This window comes from Streptomyces sp. WMMB 322 (genome assembly GCF_900090145.1).
Taxonomy (GTDB): Bacteria; Actinomycetota; Actinomycetes; order Streptomycetales; family Streptomycetaceae; genus Streptomyces.
In genome coordinates this window covers 323,221-341,225 of the sequence record NZ_FMHI01000002.1, presented here as the reverse complement: position 1 = coordinate 341,225, position 18,005 = coordinate 323,221, and the positions used below count along the sequence as shown (strand labels likewise).

At 68.4% G+C, this 18,005-nt stretch carries 14 protein-coding genes, 1 tRNA gene and 1 pseudogene; 9 read left to right on the top strand and 7 right to left on the bottom strand.

The genetic code is table 11. The features are described 5' to 3' along the window. Positions 1-92: 92 nt before the first annotated feature. On the top strand, positions 93-1,010 hold the full coding sequence (locus tag H180DRAFT_RS04995) for a hypothetical protein (RefSeq protein WP_055484921.1): 918 nt from the start codon (positions 93-95) through the stop codon (positions 1,008-1,010). After that, positions 1,010-2,818, top strand: a complete 1,809-nt coding sequence (locus H180DRAFT_RS04990; RefSeq protein WP_254665880.1) for a hypothetical protein — start codon at positions 1,010-1,012, stop codon at positions 2,816-2,818. Before H180DRAFT_RS04995 ends, H180DRAFT_RS04990 begins: the two co-directional genes overlap by 1 nt. A 206-nt stretch (positions 2,819-3,024) precedes the next feature. Here the strand turns inward: H180DRAFT_RS04990 and H180DRAFT_RS04985 are convergent. Continuing rightward, positions 3,025-3,108: transfer RNA gene (locus H180DRAFT_RS04985), tRNA-Leu, on the bottom strand. 383 nt (positions 3,109-3,491) lie between these two features. Here H180DRAFT_RS04985 and H180DRAFT_RS04980 point away from each other — a divergent pair. The 6 genes from H180DRAFT_RS04980 to pknB all read left to right on the top strand — a co-directional run bounded on the left by H180DRAFT_RS04980 (position 3,492) and on the right by pknB (position 11,547). After that, complete coding sequence (locus H180DRAFT_RS04980) at positions 3,492-4,310, top strand: FhaA domain-containing protein (RefSeq protein WP_055484734.1); 819 nt, start codon at positions 3,492-3,494, stop codon at positions 4,308-4,310. Positions 4,311-4,319: 9 nt separating this feature from the next. Beyond that, complete coding sequence (locus H180DRAFT_RS04975; protein ID WP_055484733.1) at positions 4,320-4,826, top strand: FHA domain-containing protein FhaB/FipA; 507 nt, start codon at positions 4,320-4,322, stop codon at positions 4,824-4,826. 22 nt (positions 4,827-4,848) lie between these two features. Next, positions 4,849-6,414: a Stp1/IreP family PP2C-type Ser/Thr phosphatase gene (locus H180DRAFT_RS04970; RefSeq protein ID WP_055484732.1), complete on the top strand. Its 1,566-nt coding sequence runs from the start codon at positions 4,849-4,851 to the stop codon at positions 6,412-6,414. A 16-nt stretch (positions 6,415-6,430) separates the two neighbouring features. After that, on the top strand, positions 6,431-7,825 hold the full coding sequence (locus H180DRAFT_RS04965; protein ID WP_055484731.1) for an FtsW/RodA/SpoVE family cell cycle protein: 1,395 nt from the start codon (positions 6,431-6,433) through the stop codon (positions 7,823-7,825). Between the two features lie 46 nt (positions 7,826-7,871). Next, positions 7,872-9,338, top strand: coding sequence for a peptidoglycan D,D-transpeptidase FtsI family protein (locus tag H180DRAFT_RS04960; protein ID WP_055484730.1), 1,467 nt, complete (start codon positions 7,872-7,874; stop codon positions 9,336-9,338). Between the two features lie 220 nt (positions 9,339-9,558). Continuing rightward, positions 9,559-11,547 (top strand): Stk1 family PASTA domain-containing Ser/Thr kinase, encoded by a 1,989-nt coding sequence (gene pknB, locus H180DRAFT_RS04955; RefSeq protein ID WP_055484729.1) that lies wholly within the window; start codon positions 9,559-9,561, stop codon positions 11,545-11,547. A gap of 229 nt (positions 11,548-11,776) precedes the next feature. On the opposite strand, the gene H180DRAFT_RS04950 is transcribed toward pknB, so the two are convergent. The 5 genes and pseudogenes from H180DRAFT_RS04950 to H180DRAFT_RS04935 form a co-directional block, all read right to left on the bottom strand. Beyond that, entirely contained in the window at positions 11,777-12,541 is a 765-nt protein-coding gene (locus H180DRAFT_RS04950) for a class E sortase (protein ID WP_074466634.1), read from the bottom strand. Between the two features lie 25 nt (positions 12,542-12,566). After that, positions 12,567-13,397, bottom strand: a pseudogene (locus tag H180DRAFT_RS30270) (class E sortase); the annotation flags it as partial. A gap of 1,214 nt (positions 13,398-14,611) precedes the next feature. Next, the gene (locus tag H180DRAFT_RS04940) at positions 14,612-15,274 is read right to left on the bottom strand and encodes an aminodeoxychorismate/anthranilate synthase component II (RefSeq protein WP_055484727.1); all 663 of its coding nucleotides are present in this window, start codon (positions 15,272-15,274) and stop codon (positions 14,612-14,614) included. Further along, the gene (locus H180DRAFT_RS29705; RefSeq protein WP_165434771.1) at positions 15,274-15,441 is read right to left on the bottom strand and encodes a hypothetical protein; all 168 of its coding nucleotides are present in this window, start codon (positions 15,439-15,441) and stop codon (positions 15,274-15,276) included. The genes H180DRAFT_RS04940 and H180DRAFT_RS29705 overlap by 1 nt, the downstream gene beginning before the upstream one ends. A gap of 119 nt (positions 15,442-15,560) precedes the next feature. Further along, a complete protein-coding gene (locus tag H180DRAFT_RS04935; protein WP_055484726.1) occupies positions 15,561-16,298 on the bottom strand; it encodes a DUF881 domain-containing protein in 738 nt (245 codons plus the stop codon). Positions 16,299-16,424: 126 nt separating this feature from the next. Between H180DRAFT_RS04935 and crgA the strand changes: the two genes are divergently transcribed. Continuing rightward, on the top strand, positions 16,425-16,685 hold the full coding sequence (gene crgA, locus H180DRAFT_RS04930) for a cell division protein CrgA (RefSeq protein ID WP_055484725.1): 261 nt from the start codon (positions 16,425-16,427) through the stop codon (positions 16,683-16,685). A 361-nt stretch (positions 16,686-17,046) separates the two neighbouring features. Here the strand turns inward: crgA and H180DRAFT_RS04925 are convergent, their stop codons facing one another. Beyond that, a complete protein-coding gene (locus H180DRAFT_RS04925; protein WP_055484724.1) occupies positions 17,047-17,928 on the bottom strand; it encodes a rhomboid family intramembrane serine protease in 882 nt (293 codons plus the stop codon). Positions 17,929-18,005 lie beyond the last annotated feature (77 nt).

Here is an 18,005-nt window from a genome sequence, read left to right as displayed (position 1 = left end):
CTGGTCCTCCCAGGTCGCCCGCAGCCGCTGCCACCGATAGATGTTATTCGAATAGCACCCCCCCTGCTGGGGTGCTCGTGTGGCGGCATGTGATGAGTCAACGGATCGACGCGTACCGACCGGCCGGCTCCCCCGCGGGGTGGAGCCGCGTCGGCGATGAAGTGCGCCGTGCGGTCCGGCTCGCGGATCCGCTCGTCGCTTACAAGGCGACTGAACTCATGGGCGCGCTAACGAAGTTGGCACTGTTCTGCTTCGGCGAAGGGATGCCCGTATCCGCTGAGGTATGGCTGACGAGGGAGTCCATCGAGCGGTTCATCGCGGTGGGGTGCCCGCACGTCAGCGAATCAGCTCGCGGCAACTACCGGACCCGCCTCCTTCGGTTGCACGAGGTCGTCATCGGCGGGGTGTGCAGGACCGGCAAGCCAGCAAGCCTGTCCGGCTCCAGCCCCAACCAGCCCTACAGCCGCACAGAGCTGGCAGACCTCTGGGGCTGGGCGACCGGTCAGCCCACAGACGAACTGCGCTGGGGATGCCGCACCCTCCTCGCCCTCGGAGCAGGGTGCGGCCTCGATTCCCCCGAGGTGATTCCCCTGCGCGCACATGACGTCCGCCGCTCACCAACCGCGAGTTCCGTTGTCGTAGCCACTCGGGGCCCCCGAAAGAGAGAGATCCTCTGCCGGCGCCCCTGGGAAGGGGTACTGGCGGCAGCAGTAGAGCGGCTCGAAACGCCAGGGGCAGCCAGCTACCTGTTCCGTCCGAGCTCCCTGGCCAGGGGAGCCAATACCGTGACGAACTTTCTGGACCGGACGAAGCGCAGTCAGGACGTTCCCCGTCTGGTCATGGGCCGTCTCCGGTCCACCTGGCTGGCGACCCTGTTCAACGAACGGGTCCCGATCACCGTCATCGTGGCTGCCGCGGGCGTCGACACGCTGCACGGCCTCTCCCGCGTCCTGCCCTTCCTCTCGAGCCCGTCAGCTGAAGAAGCTGCTGCGCTGCTGCGAGGCAACTGATGGAAGAGGGCACAAACAGGGAGTCGCTCAAGGACCGGCACGAACGGTTGCTGGCCATGCGGTCGCAGCGCCGACTGCTGCCCGACACGGACGTCGCCGCCACCGAAGAGGACGTCGACAAGAGCGGCCTCGTACCTCTCTTCCAGGAGTTCGTTCACCTAGGCCGCGGGAGGCCGCGGAAACTCTCCCTGCGCTCACTCCTGATCGGCCTCCAGCTGTGCACCCAGCTCCATGGAGGCAGGGTCGTCCTGGAGAAGGTCACCGACATCCTGTTCTTCGGGACCTCCCCGGCGGTGCGACGCAGCCTCGGCGTCCCGGAGTACCCCGACAACGACAAGGGCTTCGAAGCCGGATACGCGGTTGTGCGCCGCCTCTTCCACGCGATGCGCGAAGCCATAAACCCCTCCCCTCTGCCGGCCAACAAGCGGCTGTCACGCGAGGAAGCGACACGCCTGCAAGCCGAAGCCGACCAGGAAGCGCTCTCTGAACGCGAACAACGGCTCGCACGGTTCACAGAGTTCGTACTCGACGCCTCCGTACGGTCGTTGAAGGACCTGCTCGACGAACTCTCAGATGCATCTTTGGCAGTTGACGCCACACCGATCCGCACCTTCGCTCGAGGACTCAAGACCGGTGGTCCAGAACTCGCTACCGATCCCGACGCCGGCTGGTATGTGCGCGAGGGCGACCACCGCGACCCGGACGCGCCTGGCGTGGCGGATGCCATGCGCCCTCCCCGGAAACCGCGCAAGAGCACAGCAGCGGGAGCAAAGAAGAAGTCCTCCCTCAAGAAGAAGGCCAAGTACAAGTTCGGCTACGACGCGGCCTTCGTCGTCACCCGCGACTCGCGCTACGACGAGGTCCTCCTGGACGACAACACGCCCAATCCGGAGGTCCTGCCTGCCCTCGTCCTGGGCGTGTCACTCGACAAGCCCGGCCACCGCCCCGCCTACAACGGACTGAAGATCCTCAGCCGCCTCCAGGCGCGCGGCTACAAGCCCGGTTACCTCGCCGGAGACCTCGCCTACAACAACTCCGACCCCGACGAATGGCAGCTGCCCGTAAGGGCGTTGGGCTACAAGCCGGTGTACGACTACCGCGTCGACCAACTCGGCAAGCAGGCAGAAACCCACGGCGCGAACATGGTCGAAGGCAGTTGGTACTGCCCCTCGATGCCTCAGCCCCTCGTCGACGCCACCAAAGACCTCTACGCGGGGCTGATCGACCGCGAGACGTGGATCCGCCGCATCGAAGCTCGCAGGCCCTACCGTCTGGTGCCCAAGGAGAACGAGGACGATCAAGGCCACCAACGAGTCATGTGCCCGGCAGTAGCAGGCAAGGCGCAGTGCCCCATCAAGCCGGAGACACTCAACCGCGGGATTCAGCTCCCGCTTGTCGACCCCGAACCCAGTCCCGTCGGACCGGTCAAGGTCTGTCGTCAGCGCAGCATCACGCTGGCACCCGCCGAGGGCGCCAAGCACTGGCAACCCCTGGAATACGGCACCCCTGAGTGGCAGAAGCGCTACTTCCGGCTCCGCAACAGCGTCGAAGGCTACAACGGCTACGCGAAGAACCCCCTCGCCGAAGCCATCGAAGCATCCGGCTCCCGCAGGATCCGGGGCATCGCCGCCCAGACCATCCTGCTGGTCTTCCAACTCGCCCACGCCAACCGCAGAAAGATCAAGAACTGGGTCGAGACCCTCGCCCTCAGCGGTCAGCGCCCACGCCGGCGCACGCACCACCGGCGCCGCACCAAACCACTCGGCAGCTGGACCCCCACCGGCTATCTGGCACCGACCCCCGCGTGATCAACTCCGATCACCGCAACTGAAGATCACCAATTAGGGCCCGTACCGGGGCAGAGTGCCCCGGTACGGGCCCTTATGCGTAGAAACGGTGCTTCTGTTCCCGATCACGCGCACCAACAGGACGCCTGATGCGCCCCGTCAACGAGAAAGGGCCCCCGCCGCGACTTCCGTCACCTGCGGAGACCCGTTTCGTCGGTGTCTCTCTGTGCGCGAGGGGGGAGTTGAACCCCCACGTCCTTTCGGACACTGGAACCTGAATCCAGCGCGTCTGCCTATTCCGCCACCCGCGCATCGGGTGCCCCTCGCCCTGAGCGAGGAGTCCGCCGGAGGGCTTCCTTCAGGGGCCTTCCGACGTCCAAAAGATTAGCACGCTGGCAGCGGTGGCTTCACATCCCGGTCCGCCCCGGCCGGTGCCCGTGCGACTACGGGACACTGGCTTCGAGGACGGTGCGATCCATGCGAGGGTGTGACGGCGAGGGTCAGGTAGCACGAGGGCGTGAGGTGTGAGAGGTGACACTCCTCCGTCGGGCACCCGAGGGGAACCACCCGTTCCCTTCGCGCGTGGATACGATCAGTAAGCAGTACCGGACCGACGTACGAACACAGCATGCGCGCCCCCGGATGAGACCGGAGGACGCACTAGAGCCGAGGGCATCTGGGAAGGAGGTGCAACGTGGGAGTTCTGAAGCGCTTCGAGCAGCGGCTTGAGGGCCTGGTCAACGGCACCTTCGCGAAGGTGTTCAAGTCCGAGGTACAGCCTGTGGAGATCGCGGGCGCCCTCCAGCGTGAATGCGACAACAACGCGACGATCTGGAACCGGGACCGGACGGTCGTGCCCAACGACTTCATCGTCGAACTGAGCGCACCCGACTACGAGCGCCTCAGCCCGTACTCGGGTCAGCTGGGTGACGAACTGGGCGGAATGGTACGAGACTACGCAAAACAGCAGCGGTACACCTTCATGGGGTCGGTCAAGGTCCACCTCGAGAAGGCCGACGAACTCGACACCGGTCTCTACCGCGTGCGCAGCCGTACCCTCGCCTCAAGCGCCTCGCAGCAGCCGCAGCGCACTTCGGGCGCACCGAACAACGCCTATGGCGGTCAAGGCGGTTACCCGCCCGCCGCCGCCCCGGCCGGTGCACCGCCCATGCCGGCGGGCCCGCCGCCCGGCTACGCGCCCGGCGGCGGCGGAGGTTCCATGCCGCGCGCCGAGACGAGGCGCTGGATCGAGATCAACGGCAACCGCCACCAGATCTCCCGCCCCACCCTCGTTCTGGGCCGCAGCACAGAGGCCGACGTGCGCATCGACGATCCCGGGGTCTCGCGGCGGCACTGCGAGATCCGCGCGGGAGACCCGGCTTCGGTCCAGGATCTCGGATCGACTAACGGCATCGTGGTGGACGGACAGCACACCACTCGCGCTACGCTCCGCGACGGTTCACGCATCGTCGTGGGCAGCACCACGATCATTTACCGGCAAGCCGAAGGGTGAAGCGGGGGCATGTCAGAGCTGACCCTCACGGTCATGCGGCTGGGTTTTCTCGCCGTACTGTGGCTGTTCGTCATCGTGGCCGTGCAGGTCATCCGCAGCGATCTGTTCGGCACGCGCGTGACGCAGCGCGCCGCTCGCCGTGCAGAGGGGCAACGGCCGCAGCAGCGCCAGCAGCCCCCGCGCCAGCAGAGCGGCCGCCGCGGCGGCGGTGGCCGGCGGAGCGCACCGAGCAAACTGGTGGTGACCGAAGGGTCGCTGACCGGTACGACGGTGGCACTGCAGGGTCAGACGATCACGCTCGGCCGCGCGCACGATTCCACGATTGTGCTGGATGACGACTACGCCTCCAGCAGGCATGCCAGGATCTACCCGGACCGTGACGGCCAGTGGATCGTCGAGGATCTCGGGTCCACCAACGGCACTTACCTCGACCGGACCCGACTCACCACTCCGACGCCGATCCAGCCCGGAGCGCCGATCCGCATCGGCAAGACGGTCATCGAGCTGCGGAAGTAGTACAGATCATGACGACCGGAGGGTGGGCACCGTGCGGATGTATCCGGAGCCGACGGGCGAGGTGCGCATGAGTCTGTCACTGCGCTTCGCCGCCGGATCTCACGACGGCATGATCCGGGACCACAACGAGGACTCCGGATACGCCGGCCCGCGGCTGCTCGCGGTCGCCGACGGCATGGGCGGCCAGGCTGCGGGCGAGGTCGCCAGTTCCGAGGTGATCTCCACGATCGTCCAGCTCGACGAGGACATCCCGGGTTCCGACCTCCTCACCTCCCTCGGCGTCGCCGTGCAGCGCGCCAACGACCAGTTGCGCGGCATGGTCGAGGAGGACCCGCAGCTGGAGGGCATGGGCACGACGCTCACCGCCCTGCTGTGGACGGGCCGTCGGCTCGGCCTCGTACACGTCGGCGACTCCCGTGCGTACCTGCTGCGTGACGGACAGCTCACACAGATCACCCAGGACCACACCTGGGTGCAGAAGCTGGTCGACGAGGGGCGCATCACCGAGGAGGAAGCCACCACCCACCCGCAGCGCTCCCTGCTGATGCGCGCGCTGGGCAGCAGCGACCACGTCGAACCCGACCTGTCCATCAGGGAAGTCCGCGCCGGCGACCGCTACCTCATCTGCTCCGACGGCCTTCCGACGGTCGTCAGCCCGCAGACCATCGAGGAAGCCCTCGCCAGCTATCAGGGCCCGCAGGAGACGGTGCACGAGCTGATCCAGCTCGCGCTGCGCGGCGGTGGGCCCGACAACATCACGTGCATCGTCGCCGACGTCGTCGACGTCGACGAGAACGACGCCCTCGGGCGGCAGTTGAACGACACCCCCGTCGTGGTCGGCGCCGTCGCGGAGTCGCAGACGCCGCTCGGCGGCGACCTCGGCGCCGCGCGGACCCCGGCGGCCCGTGCGGCCGAACTCGGCCGCACCGCGGGCCAGTCCGTGCCCTCGCAGAACCCGGGCGAGAGCTTCGGTCCCCCCGGGAGCGGCAACATGGGGGACGGTCCGGACGGCGGCTTCGGCAGATACACCGAGGAGGACTTCGTCAAGCGCCGGGGCGGCAGAAGGTGGCTGCGCCGGTCGCTGTGGCTCACGATGATCCTCATCATCGTCGGCGGCGGACTGTACGGCGGCTACCGCTGGACCCAGACCCAGTACTACGTCGGCGCCAACGACGACCACATCGCGCTCTACCGCGGCATCAGCCAGGAACTTGCGGGCCTCAGCCTCAACGAGGTCTATCAGGACCGCCCCGGCGTCGAACTCAAGTACCTGCCCGGCTACCAGCGCAACCAGGTCCGCGAGACCATCGCATCCAGCAGCATCGGCGAAGCCCGCGACAAGGCCGACGAGTTGGAGGAGCAGGCCAAGGTCTGCCGGATCATCGCCGAGCAGCCCGCCGAGCCCCCGGCCGACAAGAACAAGAAGAAGGACGAGCAGAGCAAGCAGGGGGACGCGGAGAAGAACTCCGCCGACGCGGACAAGAACTCCGCCGAGAACAAGGACCCCAGCGATTCTCCGTCGCCCTCGCAGAGCCCGAAGCTGTCGGAGAAGCAGCAGCAGCTCGCCAGGCAGTGCACCGCACCGTAAGGGGGCTCCGGCAGTTATGAGCAGCAACGTCATGACCAACACCGGCAGCAACACGACGGTCTCCCCGGGAGGCCTGCCGAGCCGCCGCAACACAGAGCTGTCGATGCTCGTGTTCGCCGTGCTCATCCCGGTCTTCGCCTACGCCAACGTCGGCCTCGCGAAGGACGGCGCGCTTCCCGCCGGCATGCTCGGCTACGGCCTCGGCCTGTGCCTGCTCGCCGGAGTGGCGCACATGGTCGTGCGGCGCTGGGCCCCGTACGCGGACCCGCTGATGCTGCCCATCGCCACGCTCCTCAACGGCATGGGCCTCGTGCTCATCTACCGGCTCGACCTCGAACCGCTGCCCGGCGGCGCCGCCGCCCCCACGCAGCTGATGTGGTCCACGCTCGGCGTCGGCCTCTTCGTCGCCGTCCTGGTCTTCCTCAAGGACCACCGGGTGCTCCAGCGCTACACCTACATCTCGATGGTCACGGCGCTGATCCTGCTGATCCTCCCGGTGTTCTTCCCGCCACGCTTCGGCGCCCGTATCTGGATCACGATCCCCGGCGTCGGTTCGCTCCAGCCCGGAGAGTTCGCGAAGATCATCATCGCGGTGTTCTTCGCCGGCTACCTGATGGTCAAGCGTGACGCGCTCGCCCTGGCCAGCCGCCGCTTCATGGGTCTCTACCTGCCCCGCGGCCGCGACCTGGGCCCCATCCTCGTCATCTGGGGGCTCTCGGTCCTCATCCTCGTCTTCGAGACGGACCTGGGCACCTCGCTGCTCTTCTTCGGGCTCTTCGTGGTCATGCTGTACGTCGCCACGGAGCGAACCAGCTGGATCGTCTTCGGGCTCGCGCTGACCGTCGTCGGCGCCGTGGCGGTCGCCAGCTTCGAGCCGCACGTGCAGGGCCGCGTCGACGACTGGCTCGACCCGATGCAGGCCTTCAAGGACGGCTCCGAGCAGCCCGCACAGGCGCTGTGGGCCTTCGGCTCCGGCGGGGTCCTCGGCTCCGGGCTCGGGCAGGGTTTCTCACGGCTCATCGGCTTCGCCGCCAAGAGCGACTACATCTTCGCCACCGTCGGCGAGGAGCTGGGCCTCACCGGCGTCATGGCGATGCTGCTCCTGTACGGGCTGCTCGTGGAGCGCGGCATCCGCACCTCTCTCGCGGCCCGCGACCCCTTCGGCAAGCTGCTCGCCGTCGGCCTCTCCGCCGCGTTCGGCATCCAGGTCTTCGTCGTCGCCGGCGGCGTGATGGGGCTCATCCCCCTCACCGGTATGACGATGCCCTTCCTCGCACAGGGCGGTTCGTCCGTGATCGCCAACTGGGCGCTGGTGGCGATCCTCCTCAAGATCAGCGATACGGCGCGCAGGCCGGCCCCGGCCCCTGCGCCGTCGCCGGACGCCGAGATGACGCAGGTGGTCCGCCCATGACGACGAACGCACACGTGACCCGGCTACCCGTGAGAGGTGATGCACAGTGAACAAGCCACTGCGCCGGATCGCGATCTTCATCGGCCTGCTCGTGCTCGCCCTGCTGGCCCGCGACAACTGGATCCAGCTCGTACAGGCCGACGAGCTCAAGACCGATCCGAAGAACCGGCGGGTAGCCATCGCGCGCTACTCGCAGCCGCGCGGCAACATCATCGTCGACGGCAAGGCGATCACCGGCTCCACCGACACCAAGAGCGGCGACTTCCGCTACAAGCGCACGTACAAGAACGGCCCCATGTGGTCGCCCGTGACGGGCTACGCCTCGCAGGCCTTCGGCGCGAACCAGCTGGAGGCCCTCAACGACGGCATCCTCACCGGCAACGACGACCGGCTCTTCTTCAACCGCACGATCGACATGCTCACGGGCAAGCCGCAGAAGGGCGGGAACGTCGTCACGACGCTCAACGCCAAGGCGCAGAAGGCCGCCTTCGAGGGGCTCGGCGACAAGAAGGGCGCGGTCGCGGCGATAAACCCGAAGACCGGCGCCATCCTCGCCCTGGCGAGCACCCCGTCGTACGACCCGTCCAGCTTCGCCGGGAACGGCAAGTCCGACACCGCCGCGTGGTCGAAGCTGCAGAAGGAGCAGAACGAGGACGAGCCCATGCTCAACAGGGCTCTGCGGCAGACCTACCCGCCCGGTTCGACGTTCAAGGTCGTCACGGCGGCGGCGGGCCTGGAGAGCGGCGAGTACGACCTGGACAAGGCGACCGACAGCCCGGACCCGTACAAGCTGCCCGATTCGCAGACCGAACTCGGCAACGACGGCAACATCCCCTGCGAGAACGCCACGGTGCGCAACGCGCTGCGCTACTCCTGCAACACCGTCTTCGCGCAGATGAGCAACCGGGTCGGCAACGAGAAGATGATGGAGACGGCGGAGAAGTTCGGCTTCAACGACAAGGAGCTGGACACCCCGGTCCGCGCCGCCGAGAGCGTCTACCCGAAGGACAACAGGCCGCAGAACGCCATGGCCGGCATCGGGCAGGCGAGCAACCGCGCTACGCCGCTGCAGATGGCGATGGTCGCCTCCGCGGTGGCCAACAACGGCGCCCTGATGAAGCCCTACATGGTGGATCAGCTCGTCGCGCCGAACCTGAACGTCGTCGAGCAGCACAAGCCGACGGAGATGAGCCGGCCGGTGTCCTCGGAGAACGCGCAGAAGCTTCAGCAGGGCATGGAGACCGTGGTCCAGAAGGGCACGGGAACCAGTGCGCAGATTCCGGGCGTCACAGTCGGAGGCAAGACCGGCACCGCCCAGCGCGGTGAGAACAACAGCGAGAACCCCTATGCGTGGTTCATCTCATACGCGAAGGATCAGGACGGTTCCGTACCCGTCGCGGTGGCCGTCGTCATCGAGGGTTCGGACACACTCCGCAGCGACATCGCGGGCGGCAAGCTCGCCGCTCCGGTCGCCAAGGGCGTGATGAAGGCAGTGCTCGAGGGCAAGCAATGACGGGCTCGGGCCGCACCGCCAAGATCCACCCGGAGACGGCAGTTCGCCCGGCGGGTCCGGGAAACGTGACCGAAACCACCCCGGCGGCACCGCAAGAGGTGACGCCAGTCACCACAGTCACGACCGACCCGCACGAGTGGGCGGGTACCGTATCCCGAGCAGCACACCGCCGTGCCGTATATCAGATACGGGCCCGGACGAACGGAGAGGGCTGGAGACTATGGAAGAGCCGCGTCGCCTCGGCGGCCGGTACGAGCTGGGCTCAGTGCTCGGCCGCGGCGGCATGGCCGAGGTGTACCTCGCCCATGACACGCGCCTGGGCAGGACCGTCGCGGTCAAGACGCTCCGTGTGGACCTGGCTCGTGACCCGTCGTTCCAGGCCCGGTTCCGCCGCGAGGCCCAGTCGGCCGCTTCGCTGAACCACCCCGCGATCGTCGCTGTCTACGACACCGGCGAGGACTATGTGGACGGCGTCTCCATCCCGTACATCGTGATGGAGTACGTGGACGGATCCACCCTCCGCGAGCTCCTGCACTCCGGGCGGAAGCTGCTGCCGGAACGCGCGATGGAGATGTGCGTCGGGATTCTCCAGGCGCTGGAGTACTCGCACCGCAGCGGCATCGTCCACCGCGACATCAAGCCGGCGAACGTCATGCTCACCCGCAACGGCCAGGTCAAGGTCATGGACTTCGGCATCGCGCGGGCCATGGGCGACTCCGGCATGACCATGACGCAGACCGCCGCCGTCATCGGCACCGCCCAGTACCTCTCCCCGGAGCAGGCCAAGGGCGAGCAGGTCGACTCCCGCTCGGACCTGTACTCCACGGGCTGCCTGGTCTACGAACTCCTCACCAACCGCCCGCCGTTCGTCGGCGACTCCCCGGTCGCGGTGGCCTATCAGCACGTACGGGAAGATCCGCAGCCACCGACGGTCTTCGACCCCGAGATCTCTCCCGACATGGAAGCGATCGTCCTGAAGGCGCTGGTCAAGGACCCGGACTACCGGTACCAGAGCGCCGATGAGATGCGCGCCGACATAGAAGCGTGCCTCGACGGTCAGCCGGTCGCGGCCACCGCCGCCATGGGCGCGGTCGGCTACGGCGGCTACCCCGACGACCAGCCCACCACGGCGCTGCGGGCGCAGGACGCACAGACCTCGATGATGCCCCCGGTCGGCGACGACAACGGGGGCTACTACGACGACGGGCGCGGCAGGCGCCGCGGTCCGAGCCGCAGCAGGGCCTCGACCGTCCTGCTCGTCCTCGCGGCGGTCTTCATCCTCGTCGGAGCGATCTTCATCGGGAAGACGCTCTTCGGCGGCGGTCCGGGTGACACCGTCGAAGTGCCCGCGCTCACCGGCCAGAGCTACAGCCAGGCCAAGGAGCTCGCCAGCAACGGCGGCTTCGAAGTCACCAAGGGCGAGAGCAAGTTCTGCGACCAGAAGAAGAACACGGTCTGCTCGTCGGACCCGGCCAGGGGCACGGAGATCAATCGGGGCGACACGGTCACCCTGGCGATGTCCAAGGGCCCGGCGCCGGTGGAGATCCCCGACGTCGAGGGCGAGCCCTACGCCGACGCCAAGCAGGAGCTGCGCAGCGCGGGATTCCAGGTCAAGCGGAAGTTCCAGCAGTCCGACGAGACGCCGGGCACCGTGCTGACGCAGGACCCGAACGGCGGCGGCAAGGCGCCGAAGAACTCCACCGTGGTTCTGACCGTCGCGCAGGAGCAGACCCGTCAGGTGCCCAACGTCGTCGGCCAGCAGTTCGACGCGGCGAAGACGCAGCTGGAGGCCGCCGGCTTCGAGGTGGCCAGCAAGGAGCAGGAGGCCCCCGACAAGGCCGCGGGCGAGGTTCTCGCGCAGGACCCGGCGGCCAACCAGGAGGCCAAGGCCGGCTCCCAGGTGACCCTGACCATAGCCAAGGCGCCCGACGACCAGCCCGCCACCGTGCCCGACGTCACGAACCAGCTGGTCAAGGACGCCCGGAAGACGCTTGAGCAGGCGGGCTTCCAGGTCCAGGTGCAGGGGGCGCCCGACGAGAACAACGCCACCGTGATCACCACCAACCCGCCGGCCAACACCCAGGGCAAGAAGGGTGACACCGTCACCATCCTCGCCCGCCAGGGAAAGCCGGGTGAGGACGGCGGAGGCGACGACGACGGCTTCTTCGGAGGCCCCGCCGGACTGCCGGACAGGAGGGGCCAGTCCTGACGCCGGGCGCCGGTTCGCCGGCGCACACGTGAACGCGTCCCCGCGGCGATGCCGCGGGGACGCGTTCGTGTCGGGCGGGCGTCACAGCGGAAGGGTGGCGCTCGGGATCACGAGCGGACCGGACCGGTGGCGAACCGGTCACGAGGGCCGCGGGGTTCATCCGGGCGCGTATCGCGAGGGCGTCCCGCCGGCTTGCCGGTTGTGCCGGTGTGCCGACAGGACGGCGCCGTCAGCGGAGTTCCTTCGGCGGAGTCCGCTTCGCGTCGACGTCCTCCGTACGCTCCAACTCGCCCCACACCACGTAGCGGTACTTGGAGGTGAAGACCGGGGTGCAGGTGGTGAGCGTGATGTACCGCCCCTCGGTCTTCTTGCCCGACTCCTTCGGCACCGGGTCCAGCACGTCGACGTTGTACTTGCTGGTGCGGGGAAGGATCGAATAGACCTTGTAGACGAACCAGGTGTTCTTCGTCTCGAAGACGACCGCGTCGCCCTTCTCGATCTTGTCGATCTTGTGGAACTTCGCGCCGTGCCCGTCACGGTGGGCCGCCAGCGAGAAGTTGCCCGACTGGTCCTGCGGCATCCCCGACTTTACGGGTTTCGTGTAGTAGCCCGCCGCTCCCTTGTTGAGCTCCTTCGCGTCGGTGCCCTTCATCACGAGCACCTCCTCGCGCGACATGGCCGGTACGTGCAGGAAGCCGATGCCGTCCTTGGTGTCGAGGGCGCCGGGGGTGCGGTCGTGGAGCCAGCTCTGACGGACCTTTTTGCCGGCGCTCTTCGAGTCGCGTTCGGCCAGCACATTCGTCCACCACAGCGAGTACGCGACGAAGAGCGCGAGCACGACGCCGGCCGTGATCAGGAGTTCACCCATGAACCCGACCGTCGCCGACAGGCGACGACGGCGCGTGGCCCGGCGTCCACGCTCGGATGCGGGAGCGGGCGGCGGGGACGACGACGAGCCGGGCCCCCCGCCCCTGACGTGTTTGGTCTGTGACACCGCTACCGCCCGTTTCTGCTGTCCCCTACTCGATCAGGGCGTCCGGTTTGCCCTTGCTCCGCGGACGCTCCTCGACCATTTTGCCCCAGACAATGAGCCTGTATTTCGATGTGAATTCGGGCGTGCACGTGGTCAACGTGACGTACCGGCCCGGCCGTTCGAAACCGGACCCCTCCGGAACAGGCTCGATCACCCGGGTGTTCGAAGGCGAAGTGGAGGGCAGCCGGCTGGCCATCTTGTACGTGTAGAACTTGGTGGCTGTCTCCACCACGATGTCGTCCCCCGCGACGAGGCGGTTGATGTAACGGAACGGCTCGCCATGGGTGTTGCGGTGGCCCGCCAGAGCGAAGTTGCCCTTCTTGTCCCAGGGCATCGCGGTGCTGAAGGGCTGCTTGTCGTAGTGCCCGACGAGCCCCTTGTCGAGCACCGCCGGCTTCGAGATCCCCTGCGCGATGGGGACCCTGACGTCCAGCTTGGGCAGGTAGAGGATCGCGAAGCCCTCACCCGGCGCGAAACTGCCGGCCTTGCGCTCGGGGTCGAGCCCCTTCTCGCCCTTCCACTTGTCCTGGAGGCTCTGCGCGGCGCCGCCCGCCTCCTGGCCGGCCAGTACGTTCGTCCACCAAAGCTGGTACGCGACGAACAACAGCATCAGGACACCGGCCGATATGAACACCTCGCCCAGGAACCGGCTGGCGATGATCGCGGGGCCCTCGCGGCGTGCACGCTCCGCGCGCCTGGCCTCCAGCCGGGTGCCGGCCGTCCGCGGCAGCGGCGGCGGCACGCTGCCGCTCCGGCCGCGGTGCTGGGCCGCACGGCGCCGGGCCGCGCGTCCCGCCAGCCCTTCCGAGCCGGGCCGGACCAGGCCGACGGTGCGCGTGTTCGTCATCTCGTCGTCGTCGCCGTCGCTGCGCGCCGGACGCTCCGCCGAGAGCCCGCTCGAGGACCCCCGGGCCGAGCGGGGCGGCGCACCGCCCGGCTCGTCGACGACGGGCAGCGGCGAGGTCTCGGACATCCGGGCATCGCGAAGCCGCGGGGGCACGGGGGCGGACGCGGCCGCACCCTGCCCGGGGCGCCCGGCACCCGGCGGCGACTGAGGCGACTGAGGCGACTGAGGACCGGGACCCGGCGCCGGCCCCGGGTGGTTCCCGGCGTCCGGGCGGCGAAGCCGCCTTGTGACGGGCGGCCCGGAGGCCGGTCCCGCTCCGGCCTGCCAGCCGTGTGCCCCGTCCTGGCCCTGTGCCTGTTGTGGCTGGTGGCGCTGCTGCCCTTGCTGTCCCTGCAGTGCCTGGTTCAGTCCCTGTCCCCGGCCCTGGTCCTGCCACTGCCCCGGCGTCGCCGACTGCCCACCGCCGTACGGGACTTGGCGCCCGCCGCCGTAGTCCTGCCGCAGGGAGGAGACGGGGGCCTGCGCGGAGTGTGCGCCGGTCTGCCCACCCGGGCGGCTCTGCTGCCCCTGCTGCCCCTGCGTCAGGTGTCCGGGCTCGCCCGTCCCCGCCGCCGGCTCCGGCTCACGATGGGGACGGAACCAGGCCGAGACGCCCTCCTGCTCCTGCCCCGCCTGCCCGGGCTGCTGCCCCTGCTGACCCTGCTGCCCCTGAAAGCGGCGCCCCTGGTCTTCGTACGCCCCCGGTACGTATCCCTGGGAGCCGTAGCCCTGTGCGCCGTATCCCTGTGCGCCGTACCCCTGCGAGGAGTGGTCCTGGGACGAGTAGCCCTGCGAGCCGTAGACCTGCGCCTGATACCCCTGCACGGACTGGCTCTGCCCGGTGTATCCCTGGCCCGGCCGGCTCCCGCCGCCCTGTGCGGGGCCGCCGCCCGCACGCCGGGAGCTCTGCCCCGGAAGCGGGTCGCTCAGCGGGTCGTCGAGCGCGTCGACGGCGCGCTGGAAGTCCTCGCCCTGCCCGTAGGCCCACTCGCCCGAGGGCGCACGGGAAGCCCGGTCACCCGGTGAAGTCCGCGAACTGTACGGGTCGTCGTCGTCACGCTCACCGTAGGGATCGCCGTATGCGTCTCCGTAAGGACTGCCGTACGGCCGCCCGTAGGCGTTCTCCCCCTCGGGGGGCATCCCCCTCACCTGCCCCCCGCGACCGCGCTCCCGGCAGCGGCCGGCCGCACACCGGACAGCCCGCCGGCACGCTCCACGGCACCCGCGTCGCCACACTCGGCGAGCCAGTTGGCGAGCATCAGGTGGCCCCACTCGGTCAGAACCGACTCGGGGTGGAACTGCACTCCCTCGACCGGCAGTTCACGATGGCGCAGCCCCATCACGAGGCCGCCCGCCGTACGCGCAGTCACCTCCAGCACTTCCGGGACACCGGCTCCGTCCACGCCCAGCGAGTGGTAGCGCGTGGCGGTGAAGGGGGAGGGCAGGCCGGCGAAGACGCCGGCACCCTCGTGCAGTACCCGCGAGGTCTTGCCGTGCAGCAACTCGGGGGCACGTCCCACGATTCCGCCGTATGCGACGGCCATCGACTGCATCCCCAGGCAGACTCCGAAGACCGGCACGCCGTTCGCGGCGCAGTGCCGCACCATCTCCACGCAGACACCGGCCTCTTCGGGTGTGCCGGGCCCCGGCGAGAGCAGCACGCCGTCGAACCCGTCGTCCGCGTGCCGCAGTTCGGTCTCGTCGTTCCGTACGACCTCGCACTCGGCGCCCAACTGGTACAGGTACTGGACGAGGTTGAAGACGAAGCTGTCGTAGTTGTCCACGACGAGGATGCGGGTCGCGCCCATCAGCTCCCACCGCCGTCGACGGTCACGTCGTTGAACGGAAGCAGCGGCTCCGCCCACGGGAAGATGTACTGGAAAAGCAGAAAGACGACCCCGAGGGCCAGCACGAGCGAGCAGAGCGCCCGCACCCATGTGTTGCCAGGCAGATGCCGCCAGATCCAGCCGTACATCCCTGCGTGCCGTCCTTCCTCACAGTCGGTCGTCGCCTTACGGACGCGCACACCAGAGTACGGGGCCGCCATGGCCGAGTGGGCCAGTCGGTCAAGAGCGTCCCCGGCGTGCGGCCGCTTCACCCGCTCGGCTTCGCGTAGCGGAGGTCGACGGTGCCGGAATAGCCGGGGAGCGTCACGGACTTGCGCTCGTCGACCTTCCAGCCCAGGTCGTACGCGTCGACGTACTGAAGGTAGTTCTGGATCGCGGGCGAGCTGTCCAGGGCCTTCTGCAGCCGCGCCCGGTCGCCGACGGCGGTCACCTTGTACGGCGGTGAGTAGACGCGGCCCTGAAGGATCAGGGTGTTGCCGACGCAGCGCACGGCGCTTGTCGAGATCAGCCGCTGGTCCATGATCTTGATGCCCTCGGCGCCGCCCTTCCAGAGCGCGTTGACGACCGCCTGAAGGTCCTGCTGGTGGATGACGAGGTCGTTGGCCTGCGGCTCGGGCACTCCCGGAATCTGTGCGGTGGCGTTGGGAGGGGCGTCGTCGAGGGTGACGGTCAGCCCCGCCCCCGAGACCTTCTTGGTTCCGGCGTCCTTCTCCAGGCCGGACAGTTTCCGGTTCTCCTCGCCGCTGCTTCGGCTGTCGCGCTGGGCGAGGCGGTCGACCTGGCTGCGCACGGCGGCGGAGGAGGCGTCGAGTTCGGCGTTCTTGCGGCTGCGCTCCTGGATCAGGTCGGACAGACGCAGCATGGAGGAGTCCGAACGCAGATCGGTACCATGTGCGGTGTTGAAACTGATCCAGAAGATGAGACCGGCGAGGGCGAAGACCCCCAGGGTGGCCAGCCGTGCAGGACGGATTCGGAATCTGGTCACTACCCTCGTCTCCCTCCACCGCGGGGAAGCACTACGCTAACGGACCACCACAGCGTCACATCCCCCTCGGGCCCCCTTCCGAGGGGCCCATCGCGGTAAGGGAAGCCGTCGACAGGAGAGACTCTCGTGCCGAAGTCACGGATCCGCAAGAAGGAAGATTTCACACCTCCCCCGGAGAAGAAGGCGACCGAGATCAGCCTCGGCACCTCCGGCGGCAGGTGGGTGGCGCCGCTGATGCTGGCGATGTTCCTCATCGGCCTCGCGTGGATCGTGGTGTTCTACGTGACGCAGAGCAAGCTGCCCGTCGAGTCGCTCGGCAGCTGGAACATCGTGGTCGGCTTCGGCTTCATCGCGGCGGGGTTCGTCGTATCCACGCAGTGGAAGTAGCGGTCCGCTCCTGGGACTTGCCCTGAGTGCCGGGCCCCCCGGGCGGTCCTCGGGCCGCGGGTCGCACGGCACGAAGGGCGTGCCCACGTGGGGCGCAGCCGCTCGCACGACGAGTTATCCACAGGCTGATCCACAGGGCTGGATAACTTTCACAAGATCTGTGGATAACTCTGAGTGAGTTGACGCCCGTACTATCGGTACTTTCGGCAGCTCAACTGCCTGCGACCCTTCTGTGCAGGGAAAACGTACCTGTGAACGAGTCCGGACAGCTGTTCCGTACGCCATGCACAAGATCCGGAACTCGCTGTGGACAACTAGTCGAAATGCCCGGTCAGAGCGGGTGCGCAGGAGGCGGAAACGCTCAGGGCAGCAGCTGGAGCGTCCGCACGATGCAGGCCGCCACGATCAGCGCCGCCATCACGGCACACGAGCCGAACTGCACCAGCAGCCGGTTCTTCCGGGGCGCGTGCACCATGGCGTACGCGATCAACGCACCGGCCACCAGCCCGCCGATGTGCGCCTGCCAGGAGATGCCCTGCCAGGTGAAGGTGAAGACCAGGTTGATGCCGAGCAGGATCAGGATCGGGCGCATGTCGTAGTTCATGCGGCGCATGAGCACGGCCGTGGCGCCGAAGAGTCCGAAGATCGCGCCGGAGGCGCCGAGCGACGCCTGCCCCGGAGCGGAGACGAGGAAGGTCAGGGCGCTGCCCCCGAGCCCGGCGAGCAGATAGAGCGCGGTGAAGCGCAGGCGTCCGAGGGCCGCTTCGAGGGGCGGGCCCAGGAACCACAGGCCCAGCATGTTCATCGCGATGTGCCAGATCTCCTGGTGCAGGAACATCGAGGTGAGCAGGCGGTACCACTGCCCCTGTGCGACACCCTCGACCGGTCCGTACGGCTCGGTGACCGCCTGGCCGAACAGCAGAAGCCCGTTCACCAGCCGGTCGCCGGCGACGAGCACCGCGACGAACACGGCCACGTTGACGCCGAGGAGGACCTTGGTGACCAGACGGCGGTCGGCCGCGATCACACCGCCCGCTATCGTGCGCGGCGTACTCGCGGACGGCGCGTGGCCAGTGCCGGAGCCCGACTTCACGCACTCGGGGCACTGGAATCCCACCGAGGCCGGGACCATGCAGTCGGGACATATCGGGCGCTCGCAGCGGACGCAGCTGATGCCGGTCTCCCGGTCGGGGTGCCGGTAGCAGTGCGTCACCTGCGGTTCCGCCCGGTGCTGCTCCTCCATGGCCCTTCTCTCCCCCTCGTCCCGGTCTCACGTCTGCGGAACTGTTCCGCCTCGTCTTCTCCTACGGTGAGACGGGG

Coding starts and splice junctions, on each gene's coding strand:
- H180DRAFT_RS04995 (WP_055484921.1), top strand. CDS start 93: ATGAGTCAACGGATCGACGCGTACCGACCGGCCGGCTCCCCCGCGGGG.
- H180DRAFT_RS04940 (WP_055484727.1), bottom strand. CDS start 15,274: ATGGGCGCGACCCGCATCCTCGTCGTGGACAACTACGACAGCTTCGTC.
- H180DRAFT_RS04925 (WP_055484724.1), bottom strand. CDS start 17,928: ATGGAGGAGCAGCACCGGGCGGAACCGCAGGTGACGCACTGCTACCGG.
- H180DRAFT_RS04965 (WP_055484731.1), top strand. CDS start 6,431: ATGAGCAGCAACGTCATGACCAACACCGGCAGCAACACGACGGTCTCC.
- pknB (WP_055484729.1), top strand. CDS start 9,559: ATGGAAGAGCCGCGTCGCCTCGGCGGCCGGTACGAGCTGGGCTCAGTG.
- H180DRAFT_RS04975 (WP_055484733.1), top strand. CDS start 4,320: ATGTCAGAGCTGACCCTCACGGTCATGCGGCTGGGTTTTCTCGCCGTA.
- H180DRAFT_RS04990 (WP_254665880.1), top strand. CDS start 1,010: ATGGAAGAGGGCACAAACAGGGAGTCGCTCAAGGACCGGCACGAACGG.
- H180DRAFT_RS29705 (WP_165434771.1), bottom strand. CDS start 15,441: ATGTACGGCTGGATCTGGCGGCATCTGCCTGGCAACACATGGGTGCGG.